12 protein-coding genes are annotated in these 12,739 nt (G+C 71.7%); 7 read left to right on the top strand and 5 right to left on the bottom strand.

Features of this window, described 5'->3' with window-relative positions; translation table 11 throughout:
• Nucleotides 1-42 precede the first annotated feature (42 nt).
• The 7 genes from NR112_RS15755 to NR112_RS15785 all read left to right on the top strand — a co-directional run bounded on the left by NR112_RS15755 (nucleotide 43) and on the right by NR112_RS15785 (nucleotide 8,518).
• Entirely contained in the window at nucleotides 43-1,530 is a 1,488-nt protein-coding gene (locus tag NR112_RS15755) for an MFS transporter (protein WP_256795248.1), read from the top strand.
• Nucleotides 1,531-1,572: 42 nt separating this feature from the next.
• A complete protein-coding gene (locus NR112_RS15760) occupies nucleotides 1,573-2,679 on the top strand; it encodes a MerR family transcriptional regulator (protein WP_256795249.1) in 1,107 nt (368 codons plus the stop codon).
• A gap of 346 nt (nucleotides 2,680-3,025) precedes the next feature.
• Nucleotides 3,026-4,624 (top strand): ABC-F family ATP-binding cassette domain-containing protein, encoded by a 1,599-nt coding sequence (locus NR112_RS15765; RefSeq protein ID WP_256795250.1) that lies wholly within the window; start codon nucleotides 3,026-3,028, stop codon nucleotides 4,622-4,624.
• A 45-nt stretch (nucleotides 4,625-4,669) separates the two neighbouring features.
• Entirely contained in the window at nucleotides 4,670-5,383 is a 714-nt protein-coding gene (locus tag NR112_RS15770; protein WP_256795251.1) for a hypothetical protein, read from the top strand.
• A gap of 89 nt (nucleotides 5,384-5,472) precedes the next feature.
• Nucleotides 5,473-5,685, top strand: a complete 213-nt coding sequence (locus NR112_RS15775) for a hypothetical protein (RefSeq protein WP_256795252.1) — start codon at nucleotides 5,473-5,475, stop codon at nucleotides 5,683-5,685.
• Between the two features lie 40 nt (nucleotides 5,686-5,725).
• Nucleotides 5,726-6,499, top strand: coding sequence for an enoyl-CoA hydratase/isomerase family protein (locus tag NR112_RS15780; protein ID WP_256795253.1), 774 nt, complete (start codon nucleotides 5,726-5,728; stop codon nucleotides 6,497-6,499).
• 96 nt (nucleotides 6,500-6,595) lie between these two features.
• On the top strand, nucleotides 6,596-8,518 hold the full coding sequence (locus NR112_RS15785) for an ABC transporter ATP-binding protein (protein WP_256795297.1): 1,923 nt from the start codon (nucleotides 6,596-6,598) through the stop codon (nucleotides 8,516-8,518).
• Between the two features lie 14 nt (nucleotides 8,519-8,532).
• On the opposite strand, the gene NR112_RS15790 is transcribed toward NR112_RS15785, so the two are convergent.
• The 5 genes from NR112_RS15790 to NR112_RS15810 form a co-directional block, all read right to left on the bottom strand.
• Nucleotides 8,533-9,102: a hypothetical protein gene (locus tag NR112_RS15790; protein ID WP_256795254.1), complete on the bottom strand. Its 570-nt coding sequence runs from the start codon at nucleotides 9,100-9,102 to the stop codon at nucleotides 8,533-8,535.
• A gap of 19 nt (nucleotides 9,103-9,121) precedes the next feature.
• Nucleotides 9,122-9,487, bottom strand: coding sequence for a VOC family protein (locus NR112_RS15795; RefSeq protein ID WP_256795255.1), 366 nt, complete (start codon nucleotides 9,485-9,487; stop codon nucleotides 9,122-9,124).
• Nucleotides 9,488-9,569: 82 nt separating this feature from the next.
• Complete coding sequence (locus NR112_RS15800; RefSeq protein ID WP_256795256.1) at nucleotides 9,570-10,370, bottom strand: SURF1 family protein; 801 nt, start codon at nucleotides 10,368-10,370, stop codon at nucleotides 9,570-9,572.
• Between the two features lie 266 nt (nucleotides 10,371-10,636).
• Nucleotides 10,637-11,158 (bottom strand): GAF and ANTAR domain-containing protein, encoded by a 522-nt coding sequence (locus NR112_RS15805; RefSeq protein WP_256795257.1) that lies wholly within the window; start codon nucleotides 11,156-11,158, stop codon nucleotides 10,637-10,639.
• Nucleotides 11,159-11,845: 687 nt separating this feature from the next.
• The gene (locus NR112_RS15810; protein WP_256795258.1) at nucleotides 11,846-12,649 is read right to left on the bottom strand and encodes a maleylpyruvate isomerase family mycothiol-dependent enzyme; all 804 of its coding nucleotides are present in this window, start codon (nucleotides 12,647-12,649) and stop codon (nucleotides 11,846-11,848) included.
• Nucleotides 12,650-12,739 lie beyond the last annotated feature (90 nt).

A 12,739-nucleotide genomic window follows, 5' to 3' on the forward strand; every position in this document is an offset into this window, starting at 1 on the left:
CTTGGTCTGTTCAACAGACCAATCGGATCCACGGAGGACGTCATGAGCCGCACCCGGCAGGCAGCACCCCGGACGACGACGCGCGGGACGACCGCGCCCCCGGCCATCGCGCCCCGAGCCGGCGACCAGGCCCGCCGGGCGCTCGCCGTGGCCGCGGTCGGCACGGCACTGGCCCTCGTCGCCTTCACGGCCCCGCTGGCCACGGTCGGCTCCGTGACCGCGGCGCTCGGATCGGACGTCGCCGGGCGCACGTGGATCCTCAGCTCGATGGGCATCGGGCTCGGGGCGGCTCTGCTGACGGCAGGCACCCTGGCCGACGACCGCGGTCGTCGTCGCGTCCTCGTCGGGGGGCTGGTCGTCCTCGCCGCGTCGAGTCTCGCGGCCGCCCTCGCCGGAGGCACGCTCGTGTTCGTCCTTGCCCGGGTCGGGGAGGGCATCGGCGCTGCGGCGGTCATCGCGGCGAGCCTCGGCCTCGTCGCTCACTGGTTCGAGCCCGGCCCGGCCCGGGCGGCCGCGAGCGGGGTGTGGGGTGCGAGTGTCGGAGGCGGCATCGCCCTGGGCCCGCTCGTCGCGAGCGCCTTCGACCGCTGGGCGTCGTGGCGCGACACGTACGTCGTCCTCGCCGTGGCGTCGCTCGTGCTGGCCGCGGTCGCACGACGCGGGCTGGACGAGGTCCGGTCGCACGAACGTCGACCGCTCGACGCGCTCGGCGCGACGCTTCTCGCCGTTGCGACCTCGGGCTTCCTCGCCGCACTCGTCGAGGGTCGGAGCGGGTGGGGTCGGCCGGAGGTCCTCGTCCTGCTCGGTGTGGGTGCGGTCTCATCTGCCGCGTTCGTGTTCGCCGAGTGGCGCACGTCCTTCCCGATGGTCGACCCGTCCCTCTTCCGGGACGGCCGGTTCGTCGCCGCGAGTGCGGCTGCGCTCGCGACAGGCGCGGGCGCGATCGGCCTGCTCTCCTTCCTCCCCGGCTTCCTCGCCCTGGCGCTCGGTCTGCCCGCGACGACCTCCGCCGTCCTCTTCCTCGCCTGGTCCGGTACGAGCGTCGTGTTCGCCCTGGTGGCCCGGCGGCTACCGGCGCGGTGGTCCGGCAGAGCGCAGCTGGCGGGTGGGCTCGTCGTCGTCGCAGCAGGTCAGATCGCACTGTCGGGGATCACGCCCGGGTCCTCCTGGGCCCGGTTCCTGCCCGGCCTGCTCGTCGCGGGTGTGGGCAGCGGTGTCCTCAACGCCGCCCTCGGGCGTGAGGCCGTCGCGAGCGTGCCGGCGGGCCGGGGCGGGATGGGTAGCGGCGCGAACAACACGGCCCGCTACCTCGGCTCGTCCATCGGGGTCACCGTGGTCGCTGTCGTCGTCGCGGCGCACGCGGGGTCCGGTTCCGGAGCGGCCGGACTCGTGGCCGGTTGGAACGTCGCCGCTGGGGTGACCGCCGGTATCTCGCTCGTCGGGGCCGTCGTCGTGTGGGCCACGACGGTGACGGATCGACGACGGGCCGCCGCGGCCGTCAGGTACGCCGTCGGCGACCCGAGCGACTGACCGCTTGACCTTCGACCCGGTCGAGGGACCAGTCTTCTCGTCATGCCCGCCGACCTCGAGCCCGCTGCCGACGACGACCGCCTCCTGACGATCGGTGAGGTCGCTCGTCGGAGCGGCCTCACCGCGAGCGCCCTGCGCTTCTACGACCGTGAAGGCGTGCTCGTGCCGGCCGATGTCGACGCCCTGACGGGCTATCGGAGGTATGCCGTCGCGCAGGTCCGCGCTGCCCGTCTCCTCGCGTCGCTGCGCCGGGTCGGCATGCCTCTCGCCGAGGTCGCGCTCGTGCTCGACGAGGACGCGCGCGGGGCGTCCGGCGCTGCCGCTGACGTCGTCACCGCCCACGAGCAGCGTCTCGTCGACGGTCTGGCGGACGCCCGGAACGAGATCGTGCGCACCCTGGCCCTCCTCGCCGAGCGCGACCTCGCGGGGGTGCAGGCGTGTCGGGTCGCGGTTCGCGCAGGACACCTCGCAGCGGCGCTGGCCTCGGTGCGGTTCGCCGTGGCGCCGGGGGAGCCGGTCGCGGGTGCCCCCGACGGAGTGGACCTGCGCGTGCTCACGGGGATCCTCCTCGAGGTGTGCGGCGGCGAGGTGCGGTGCGTCGCGACCGACCGCTACCGCCTCGCCGTCGGGTGGGCGCCCGTCGCCGGCCCGCCGGCGGCGTCGCCGGACGAGCCGGTGGCGGCCGTCGTCCCGGTCGGATGGGCCGAGCGCGTCACCAAGGCGTGCGCCGCCGTCGGCGCGGACTCCGAGGTCGAGCTCGAGCTACGGCCGGGGAGGGTGGGCGCGCTCGTCGACGGTGCGCTGGTCGCGACCCCCGTGGTCCCCGGCTCCTTCCCCGACTACCGCAGCATCGTGGCCACCGACCCGGGTCGGGTCGCCGTCGCCGCCGACGGCCTCCAGGCGCGCCTGCCGGTGGAGGCCCGGACGGTCGGCCTCGTCGTGCGTGACGGCTCGGTCCACGTGTCCGTCGGGGACGACGCAGGTGCCGACGTCCTCGTCGATCCCGAGTTCCTCCACGAGGCGCTCGCCGTCGCCGGCCCCCGGCCGACGCTCGTGCTCGACGGTGCGCACCGCCCCCTGGCGATCCGCGGTGACGGGGCCGGTTTCTCCGTCCTCATGCCCGTGGCGAAGGACGGCCCGCGCCCGTGAGCGTGCTCGTCCACCTGTGCCTCGGGTGCGGCCACCAGAGCGCCTGGCACGAGGGCGGCAACGGCGGCTACACGCCCTGCCGGTGCTGCCGAGCCGGGACGGCTGACCCCGACCCCGCGCCGATGCTGCTGCCGACGTCGACCTCGCCCGGCGGCATACCCGAACCTCTGTGGGAGCCGGGCACCCGGCGGAACGTGGGCACGATGCACGCCTCCCGCGTGTGCGGGTGCGTGGCCTGCCACGAGGCCGCCCTGCGGATATCGCGTCGAGAGCACCCCTTCGCGGCTCCTAGACTGGTGGGGTTGTCCGGCCGCTGACGTAGTGCGGCACCGATAGGAGGAATGCCGTGATCGTCGCCACCGGGATCGAGCTGCGCGCCGGGGCGCGCCTGCTCGTCGAGGACGCCAGCTTCAGGATCGACGCGGGCGACCGCATCGGCCTCGTCGGACGCAACGGTGCCGGCAAGACGACCCTGACCAAGGTGCTCGCGGGGGAGGGCCAGCCGGCCGCCGGCACGGTGACCCGCACGGGCGCCGTCGGCTACCTGCCGCAGGACCCCCGCACCGGCGACCTCGAGATGCTCGCCCGCGACCGCATCCTCTCCGCCCGCGGGTTGGACGCCATCGTGCGCCAGCGCTCAGAGGCCGAGGCGCGGATGGGCAGCGACGACGAGAAGGTCCGCGACAAGGCGATGCGCGCCTACACCCGGCTCGAGGTGGAGTTCGAGGCCCAGGGCGGGTATGCCGCCGAGTCCGAGGCCGCCTCGATCGCCAGCGCCCTCAACCTCGAGGAGCGCATCCTCGGCCAACCGCTCGGCACCCTCTCGGGTGGCCAGCGTCGCCGCGTCGAGCTGTCGCGGATCCTCTTCTCCGGCAACGAGACCCTGCTCCTCGACGAGCCGACCAACCACCTCGACGCCGACTCGATCATCTGGCTGAGGGAGTACCTCCGCGCCTACAAGGGCGGGCTCATCATCATCAGCCACGACGCCGAGATGCTCGATGCCGTCGTCAACAAGGTCTACCACCTCGACGCGAACCGCTCGGCCCTCGACGTCTACAACGTCAACTGGAAGACCTACCTCCAGGCGCGCGAGACGGATGAGAAGCGCCGCCGCCGCGAGCTGCAGAACGCCCAGAAGAAGGCCGGTGCGCTCATGGCGCAGGCCGACAAGATGCGCGCCAAGGCGACCAAGGCGACAGCGGCCCAGAACATGGCCAAGCGCGCCGAGCGACTCCTCGCCGGCGTCGAGGGTGAGCGGGTCCAGGACAAGGTGGCCAAGCTCCGCTTCCCCAAGCCGGCCGCCTGCGGCAAGACGCCCCTGCGCGCGTCCGGGCTCTCCCGCTCGTACGGCTCGCTCGAGGTCTTCACCGACGTCGACCTCGCCATCGACCGCGGGAGCAAGGTCGTGGTGCTCGGTCTCAACGGTGCTGGCAAGACGACGCTGCTGCGCATGCTCGCCGGCGTCGACACCCCCGACACCGGCGAGGTCGAGCCCGGTCACGGGCTGCGGCTCGGCTACTACGCCCAGGAGCACGAGAACCTCGACGTCGGTCGCACGGTCCTCGAGAACATGAAGTCGGCCGCGCCGGAGCTCGGCGAGACCGAGGTGCGCAAGGTGCTGGGCTCCTTCCTCTTCTCCGGCGACGACGTCCACAAGCCCGCGGGCGTGCTGTCGGGCGGCGAGAAGACACGTCTGTCGCTCGCACTCCTCGTCGTCTCGGCGGCCAACGTGCTGCTCCTCGACGAGCCGACGAACAACCTCGACCCGGCCTCGCGGGCCGAGATCCTCGGGGCCCTGTCGACCTTCGAGGGTGCCGTCGTGCTCGTGACCCACGACGAAGGGGCCGTCGAGGCGCTCGAGCCCGAGCGCATCCTGCTGCTGCCCGACGGCGTCGAGGACCTCTGGGGACCGGACTACCTCGACCTCATCTCGCTCGCCTGAGCCTGTCGGCACCCATCGTGCGGCGCCACTGGCTACGTTGGCGCCATGACATCGAGCTCGAGGCGACGACGGCGCCGTGAGACGCGCTCGAGCGCGGGGGAGAACCGCCTGTGGCCCGCGCTCGCCGTCGTCGTGGCGGCGCTCGCGTATGCCGTGCTGCCGGAGAACCTGCTCGTCGGCCCCCGCCTGGCCATCCCGGTCGTCGAGCTCGCGCTGCTGGGGGCGCTCATCGTGACGAACCCGCGCCGCCTCGTCCGCCAGACTCGGTGGTCGCGCGGCATGTCGATGGTCCTCGCATGCGTGGTCATCGCCACGAACCTCGTCGCGCTCGCGATGCTCGTCCAGACCCTCACGGAGTCGAAGCCCGGCGGCATGCCGCTGCTCCTCGCCGGCATGCAGGTGTGGCTCACCAACGTCATCGGCTTCGGGCTGCTCTTCTGGGAGCTCGACCGCGGCGGCCCGGTCGCGCGACACACCGTCGCGCGCGACCGCATGCCGCCCGCCGACTGGCGCTTCTCACAGGACGAGAACCAGGACACGATCACCGAGGTCGCCGCGACGTCGAGCGAGCGCAGCAACTGGCGGCCGGAGTTCATCGACTACCTCTACGTGTCGCTCACGAACTCGAGCGCCTTCAGCCCCACCGACACGATGCCGCTGTCGGCCCGGGCCAAGGCCCTCATGGGTCTCGAGGCGACGGCCGCCCTCCTCACAGCGTTGCTCGTCGTGGCGCGAGCCGTGGGCGCCCTGGGGCAGTGAGCCCGCTCCGGGTACACATAAGCAAATAGTTTGGCTCACATAATGGATGGTTATTGTATCTGGGTGGGTCGATCAGGACACTGAGTGCCATGCCCACCGACCACCACCTCACCTGCCCGTACTGCTCGGGCGAGGACCTGACGCCGTTCCCGGACCCCACCTCCGCGTGGTCGTGCCTGGACTGTGCGCGCGTCCTCCGGGTCGAGCTGGTCCAACCTGCGTCGGTGACCGGATGGGGTGTCCTGCGCGTCGTGCGGCCTGCACCGGCCGGCCGGGCGGTCGTTCCGGCGGTCGCGGCCTGAGGCCGATGGCATCGCCATGACCCGCGGGTAGCCTGCGTCCATGACGCATCCGCACCTCGTCGTCGAGACCGACGGACCTGTCCGCACCCTCACGCTCGACCACCCGGAGAAGCGCAACGCGCAGACCCCGTCGCTGTGGGCGGCTCTCGCCGACGAGGCGCGGTCGGTCCCCGAGGACGTACGCGTCGTCGTCCTCCGCGGGGCCGGTGACGCCTTCTCCGCCGGCATCGACACCGCCATGTTCACCCCGGAGGGCGTGCCCGGGGAGGAGAGCGTCGCCCAGCTCGCCGCGGGAGGTCCGGAGGCCGTCCAGCGCGGGATCGCGGCCTACCAGCAGGGCTTCACCTCGTGGTCGGAGTGCCCGGCCGTCGTCGTGGCCCAGGTGCACGGCTACGCGATCGGCGCCGGTTTCCAGCTCGCGCTCGCAGCCGATCTGCGTGTCGCGGCGCTCGACGCGTGGTTCGCCATGCGCGAGACGAGCCTCGGTCTCGTGCCAGACCTCGGGGGCACCGGCCCGCTCGTCCACCTCGTCGGCTACGCCCGGGCCCTCGAGATCTGTGCGACGGGGCGCAAGATCTCGGCGCCCGAGGCGCACAGCATCGGACTCGTCGGCACCCTCGCGCCGGCGGCGGACCTCGAGGAGGTGACCGGTTCCCTCGTCGAGGCGCTGCTCGCCGCGCCGGCACCCGCACTCCGGGCGCTCAAGCCGCTGTTGCGGGGCGCGATGGACGGAGACCGCGACGCGCAGCTCGCCCGGGAGCGGGAGGCCCAGACCGGGCTGCTCCAGGGGATGCTCGGCGGATTCGGCGCCTGAGCCGCGCCGCGTCTCCGGTCGATCCGGGGCCCGAGGGAATCGCTGTCGGTCCCTCGGGGTTGGATCAAGGGACTGAAGGAGGTCTGTGCCGTGGGCATGCAGCCGTGGATGGCGATGCGATCGATGTCGCGCGACTCGTCGGTGGCCGAGCGGAGCCTGTCGCCGGGCACCCGCCGCCGCGTTCTGACGTATGCCGCGCCGTACCGTCGGGCGATCATCGCCTTCCTCGCGGTCGTCGTCGTCGACTCGGTGCTCGTCGTCACGGTGCCGCTCCTGATCAAGAGCCTCGTCGACGACGGAGTCATCCCCAAGGACTCGTCCGTCGTCGTCCGGCTCTCGCTTATCGTCGCGGTGATCGCCATCGCGGACGCCGTGCTGACGGTCATCTCGCGGTGGTACTCCTCGCGCATCGGTGAGGGTCTGATCAACGACCTCCGCACCCAGGTCTTCGCACACGTGCTGCGCCAGCCGATCGCCTTCTTCACCCGCGCTCAGACAGGCTCCCTGGTCTCCCGGCTCAACAACGACGTCGTCGGCGCGCAGCAGGCGTTCACGTCCGTGCTGTCCAACGTCGTCTCCAACATCGTGTCGGTGGTGCTCGTCATCGCGGCGATGCTCGCCCTGTCGTGGCAGCTGACGTTGGGCTCGCTGCTGCTCGTGCCGCTCTTCCTCATCCCGGCCAAGCTCATGGGCCAGCGGCTCGCGAGCCTTGCGCACCGCCAGATGACGCTCAACGCCGACATGGGCACGCGGATGACCGAGCGCTTCAACGTCGCCGGTGCTCTGCTCGTCAAGCTCTTCGGCAATCCCGCCCGTGAGGGGGCCGAGTACGCCGAGCGCGCCGGCCGGGTGCGAGACATCGGCATCCAGATCGCGCTCAACCGCACGATCTTCATGGCCGCCCTCACCCTCGTCGCGGCGCTGGCGACCGCGATGATCTACGGCTTCGGTGGCGTCATGGCCGTCAACGGCACGCTCTCCGTCGGCACGCTGCTGGCCCTGGCCGCGCTGCTCGCCCGCCTCTACGGCCCGCTTACCTCCCTGTCCAACGTGCGGGTCGACATCATGACGGCGCTCATCTCCTTCGAGCGCGTCTTCGAGGTGCTCGACCTCGAGCCGCTCGTCAAGGAGCGGCCCGGTGCCGTCGACCTGCCCAGCGGACCCCTCGGGGTCGAGCTCGACCACGTCGCGTTCCGCTACCCGTCCGCCGACGAGGTATCGCTCGCCTCGCTCGAGTCCGTGGCGTCCGGTGACAGGCGCGGCAGCGGCGTCGTGCTCCACGACGTCACCGTCGCGGCTCCCTCCGGTCACCTCGTCGCGCTCGTCGGACCCTCGGGTGCCGGCAAGACGACGCTGACCTCGCTCGTGTCACGGCTCTACGACCCGAGCGAGGGCGCGGTGCGCATCGGTGGCGTCGACCTGCGCGACGTCACGATGACCTCGCTGCGCGACCGCGTGGGCGTCGTGACCCAGGAGGCCCACCTCTTCCACGACACGATCCGGGCCAACCTGCTCTACGCGCGGCCCGACGCCACCGACGACGAGATCCACGCCGCCCTGCGGGCCGCGCAGATCAGCGACCTCGTCGCCGAGCTCCCCGAAGGCCTCGACACCGTCGTCGGCGACCGCGGCCACCGGCTCAGCGGCGGCGAGAAGCAACGGCTCGCGATCGCGCGGCTGCTTCTCAAGGCTCCCGACGTCGTCGTGCTCGACGAGGCGACGGCGCATCTCGACTCCGAGTCGGAGGTCGCGGTGCAGCGCGCGCTCGACGCGGCCCTCGAGGGGCGCACCTCGATCGTCATCGCGCACCGCCTGTCGACGATCCGCCAGGCGGACCTCATCGTCGTGCTGGACCACGGCCGTGTCATCGAGACCGGCCGTCACTCCGAGCTGCTCGCGGCGGGTGGCCTGTATGCCGACCTCCACGCGACGCAGTTCGACGACCAGACCGTCGAGCGGCCCGGGCGAGCCGACCGTGAGCTCACGGGGCTGGAGCGCGACGCGCTCGACCACGTCTGAGCACGGCCGTCGGCTCAGGCGCGGTCGTGTTCCAGCCGTTCCTCGAGCCCGACGGCGAGGCCGGCCACGGTGACGAGGTCCACGAGACCTCCGAGGCTTCGGGCCAGCCCGCGGTGACGCACCGGTCCGAGTCGGAGACGCAGGTGGACCCGCGTCCGGTGGCCGTCGGCCCGCTGCAGCCGGAGGCACCACGTCAGGTCGGTGCGGCCTCGGGTGGAGGCGAAGAGCAGGTGCGCGGCCGGTTCGAGCTCGACGACCGTGAAGGTCGCGTCAGCACCGCCCCAGTCGGGGATGACGTCCCCGACCGCGAGCCCCTGCAGGGCCGGGTCGAGGTGACGCAGGGCCCGGCGTGACCGCGGGACGGCGCGTTCGACGGTCCGCGGGAGGTACCAGCCGGCGCGTCGCCTGCCGAGCTGGACGAGCCACGGCCAGACCCGCTCGGGCGCGCCCGACACGGTGAAGGCCCGGTCCATGACCACGTCGGCGGACACGAGGGCGTCGCCGGGCAGCTGGGCCCGCCGCTCGGCGACGGTCGGTCGGGCGAGCAGCCGGAGATGGTCGGGCGCGGAGTCGCCGGTCGTCATCGTCGTGCCGCGGGCCCGCTCATCGCGAGAGTTGCTGGAGCGCCCACGTGTTGCCGTCCGGGTCGCTGAGGTGTGCGTACTTGACGCCACCCATGTCCTGGACCTCTGAGACGTCGACCCCGTTGCCGGTCAGCATCTCCCGCGCCTCGTCGATGTCATCGACGACGAGGTGCAGGTTCTGCACGCGGGGCGCGTCGGGCGCGCTCATCCCGACGCCGATGACGATCGAGCAGCTCGACCCCGGGGGCGTCAGCTGCACGACCCGCATGCCGTTCCCAGGTTCGACGTCGTGGTCGAGGACGAAGCCCATGCCCTGGGCGTAGAACGCCAGACTGGCGTCGACGTCGGTGGTCGGGAGGGGGACGAGTTCCAGGCGCATGTCCATGCGGGGCTCCTCTGAAGGGTGACGGCGGGATCTGACGTCGACCTTCTCATCCGGGAGGCTCCGCGCGGCGGAGGGCTCGTCCTCAGGCATCCTCCTCGTCCCAGATGCGCACCTTCTTCGGCTTGACGGGGACCGCGTCGGGTCCGGCCGTCACGGCACGCCGGGTGGCCGCCTCCCGCCGGATGGCGAAGAAGATGAAGACGAGCCCGCCGGACATGAAGAGCCACCACTGGTAGGCATACGCCTGGTGGGGCCCCAGGTCCTCCTCGGGGCGGGGCAGCAGACGCAGCGGGTGATCGCCCGCGGCCGCGGTCGGCACCTGTGCGCCGAGGACGACGTACGCGTCCACCGGGCTCAGCGACGGCACCTGCGTCCGCGCGTCGGCGATGTTGATGCTCGCCATCTGCGGCCGAGGCAGGTCGCGGCCGAGACTCACCTCCCCGGTGCGTAGCCATCCGGTGATCTGCACCGGGCCGGATGGCGGCGGGTCGACGGGCGGGCTGGTCTCGGCGTCGTTCGCGTTGGGCACCCAGCCCCGGTCGACGAGGAGCGTCAGATCGCCCGTCCGCATCGGCGTCAGCACCTCGAAACCCACCGTCGCGTCGAGCGTCCGGTTGCGGACGAGCAGGTCTGCGCCGGTGGCATACGTACCCGTCAGCATGACCCGGGTCCACTGCCGCTCCGCGGGGATCGGCGCCGCGACCATGGCGGGAGCGAAGGCGACCGGCGCGGCGCCGTAGTTGTGGGCGATGGCCTCGACCTTGGTCCGCTGCTCGACATGGCGGTGCCACTGCCACTGGCCGAGGTAGAAGCAGGCGACCCCGAAGAGGACCGCGGCGAGGGTCCACAGCAGCCACCGCCGCGTCAGCCAGAGTCGAAGCACGGATCGACGGTACCCGGCCTCGTGGCGGCCCCGGGTACCGGCCCGGCTCTGACCTGCGGTTACGTCACCTCGCAGCCCAGGGCTCGCGCGACCGCCTTCGAGCCCTCGCCCAGGCTGAAGTGGTCGAGGGGCGTCGGCCGTCCCCGTCCAGACGCCGGCCGTCCCCAATCCGTAGGGTAGGAGCGACCTAGCCTGCTCCCCGTGAGGGCTGCCGGCCCAGGTTCGAGGCCGGTGCGCGAGCACCGAAGTGCCCAGGGGTCAGGAGGTCACGACTCTTCGAGCTCAGACAGCGTGCCGGTCGCGATGACCTCTCGCGCGAGCTCGCGGAGTTTGAGGTTGCGGTTCTGTGATGCCCGGGTGAGGGCCAGGAAGGCCTGTTCGTCCGTGAGCACAAAGCGGCTCATGAGAATGCCGCACGCCTGGCCGATCCGCTGCCGGGTGACCATGGCGGCCCGGAGGTCGGCCATCTCTCGCGCGAGTTCGAGCAAGGCGGCCGCCTGCGTTGCGACGGCCTCCGCCAGCTCGAGCATCGACAGGTCGAGGTCGCCCTCACCGACCGTGTACACGCTGAGAGCCCCCACGACCCGTGTCCGGTGCCTGAGAGGCACTGCCAGTTGCAGGTCAACGCCGAGGCGACGGGACACGTGGTGGACGTTCGGGAAGCGCGTGGCGCGGTCGGCGCCGGTCACGATCACAGGGAGTCCAGTTCGAATGGCTTCCGCGATGGCGCCGTCGTTCGTCGCCAGCTGCGCCTCAGCCATCGCTCGCGCCACCGGCGTCGTGGCCACGGCCGGCGCGTCGGCCCAGGTTCGCGGATGCACGACACTGACGTGCCGGAAGCGTGGATCCGCGGCCCTCACCCCCGCCAACAACGCCTGAAGCGTCGCTGTCTGCTCCGAAGCCTCCGGTGGGACCTCAACCGGTGACCCGAAACGGGGTTCTGTCATGCCTGCGGGGGAACCCGACACCTCAAAGGTGGCCTCTGACGCACCGGTCACCGGCTTGTGGCTTGTGTCTGTCATGTGGCCTCCCAGTCGCGGCCGGCCTCTCACCCATGGTCGCGAAGCCCTTACGCGAGCCCTGCTCGCTCCGTGCCGGTCACGCCCGAGAAGAGTTTACAGCGGCGTCGCTCAAGCGTGTGGTGTGGTGATCCACGACGTTGGTGGCAGTGCTCTGGCCGAACGCGATCTCTGACGCCCGGCCAGTGGAGGCCGTACGGACCAACTGGCACGCCGCCTTGCCCACTGCCGCGGATCGCGCCCGGGATCGCCCGGTCACCCGAGTTCCACGTGACCGTGTGTTGAGGGCCTGACTGGCTGGCCTTCGACTTCCACGGTCTGCCCAACCTGCAAACGAGCACATCCGGAGAACTGTCACGCCCCGCCACACCATTCGCCTCGCTTGGGCAGGGAACACCGGGTCCGCGGCATGTGTGGATGTTCGCCCGAGGCCCTGCCGTTCTGGCCTCGCTAGCGTCAGCCGCTCACGTGGGCAGTGTTGTCGAGCCAGTGCTGTGCGAGGCCGGTGTCACCCGCAACTCTCACGTGAGCCGCGCGGTCCACGAGGGACAGTCGTCGGGTCAGGACCAGGAGCAGCGAACGTGCCGTGCCACTCACTGTGACATCGGCCCTCTCGGTTCTCAGCTGCCACTTGGCCCCGTCCGGCCGCCGTTCGATGAACCACGCGCCGGCGTCGTCATCGATGTCGGTGGCCACCCACTGCAAGGTCTGCCCGGTGCCACGGATGGCGTGAGCGGACTCCGGTCGCTGCCGCTCCCACGTAGGGGAGGTGAGCATCGCGAAGTGGTTGCTGATGAGCACGCTCGCGATGTCGGCCTCGATGTCGATGGGTCGTCCCGCCGTCGTGGCCGCGTCAACGCCGTGAACCACCGCCTCGTTCAGGACGCTGACCAGCCAGAACCGGGCCCCGGACCGTTCGTCACCTGCGGGGTTGAACACCGGCGCGTCCAGCGCGTCCTCAGAGCACGCGCTCGCGACGCGCCGCGCGGACGCCGACAGCCACGCCTGCCATTGCTCGGAGTCCGTGGGCACCTCGGCGAATTCCGTTGGCAACTGCGTCGGGTCCGTGATGCGCCGCTCGATGATCTCCGCGACCCAGTGCTGGGTCTGGCCCACGTGCGCGACCAGGTCGGTGGTTGTCCACCCCTGGGCGGTGGGCACCCCCGCGGCGGGTCCGGACGCAACGGCCGACTCCGCCAGACGCTGGGTGTGTTCAAGGATGGCTTGCCGTTCGCGTGCCGCGGTCAACTCCACCATCATGACTCTGCTCCCTCAGGCCGCTGTCGTTGTTGGGTGAGGGTAGTCGTCCTCAACGCGGATGTGCAGCAAGAGGCTCACGCGGATGGTCGG

Origin of the sequence: Terrabacter sp. Ter38, from assembly GCF_024519435.1 — a bacterium.
Lineage (GTDB): Bacteria > Actinomycetota > Actinomycetes > Actinomycetales > Dermatophilaceae > Terrabacter.

Excerpts from the sequence above, each read along its gene's own strand:
- NR112_RS15810 (WP_256795258.1), bottom strand. The coding sequence starts at position 12,649 with ATGATGGTGGAGTTGACCGCGGCACGCGAACGGCAAGCCATCCTTGAA.
- NR112_RS15770 (WP_256795251.1), top strand. The coding sequence starts at position 4,670 with ATGACATCGAGCTCGAGGCGACGACGGCGCCGTGAGACGCGCTCGAGC.
- NR112_RS15755 (WP_256795248.1), top strand. The coding sequence starts at position 43 with ATGAGCCGCACCCGGCAGGCAGCACCCCGGACGACGACGCGCGGGACG.
- NR112_RS15760 (WP_256795249.1), top strand. The coding sequence starts at position 1,573 with ATGCCCGCCGACCTCGAGCCCGCTGCCGACGACGACCGCCTCCTGACG.
- NR112_RS15785 (WP_256795297.1), top strand. The coding sequence starts at position 6,596 with ATGCAGCCGTGGATGGCGATGCGATCGATGTCGCGCGACTCGTCGGTG.
- NR112_RS15780 (WP_256795253.1), top strand. The coding sequence starts at position 5,726 with ATGACGCATCCGCACCTCGTCGTCGAGACCGACGGACCTGTCCGCACC.
- NR112_RS15790 (WP_256795254.1), bottom strand. The coding sequence starts at position 9,102 with ATGACGACCGGCGACTCCGCGCCCGACCATCTCCGGCTGCTCGCCCGA.
- NR112_RS15795 (WP_256795255.1), bottom strand. The coding sequence starts at position 9,487 with ATGGACATGCGCCTGGAACTCGTCCCCCTCCCGACCACCGACGTCGAC.
- NR112_RS15775 (WP_256795252.1), top strand. The coding sequence starts at position 5,473 with ATGCCCACCGACCACCACCTCACCTGCCCGTACTGCTCGGGCGAGGAC.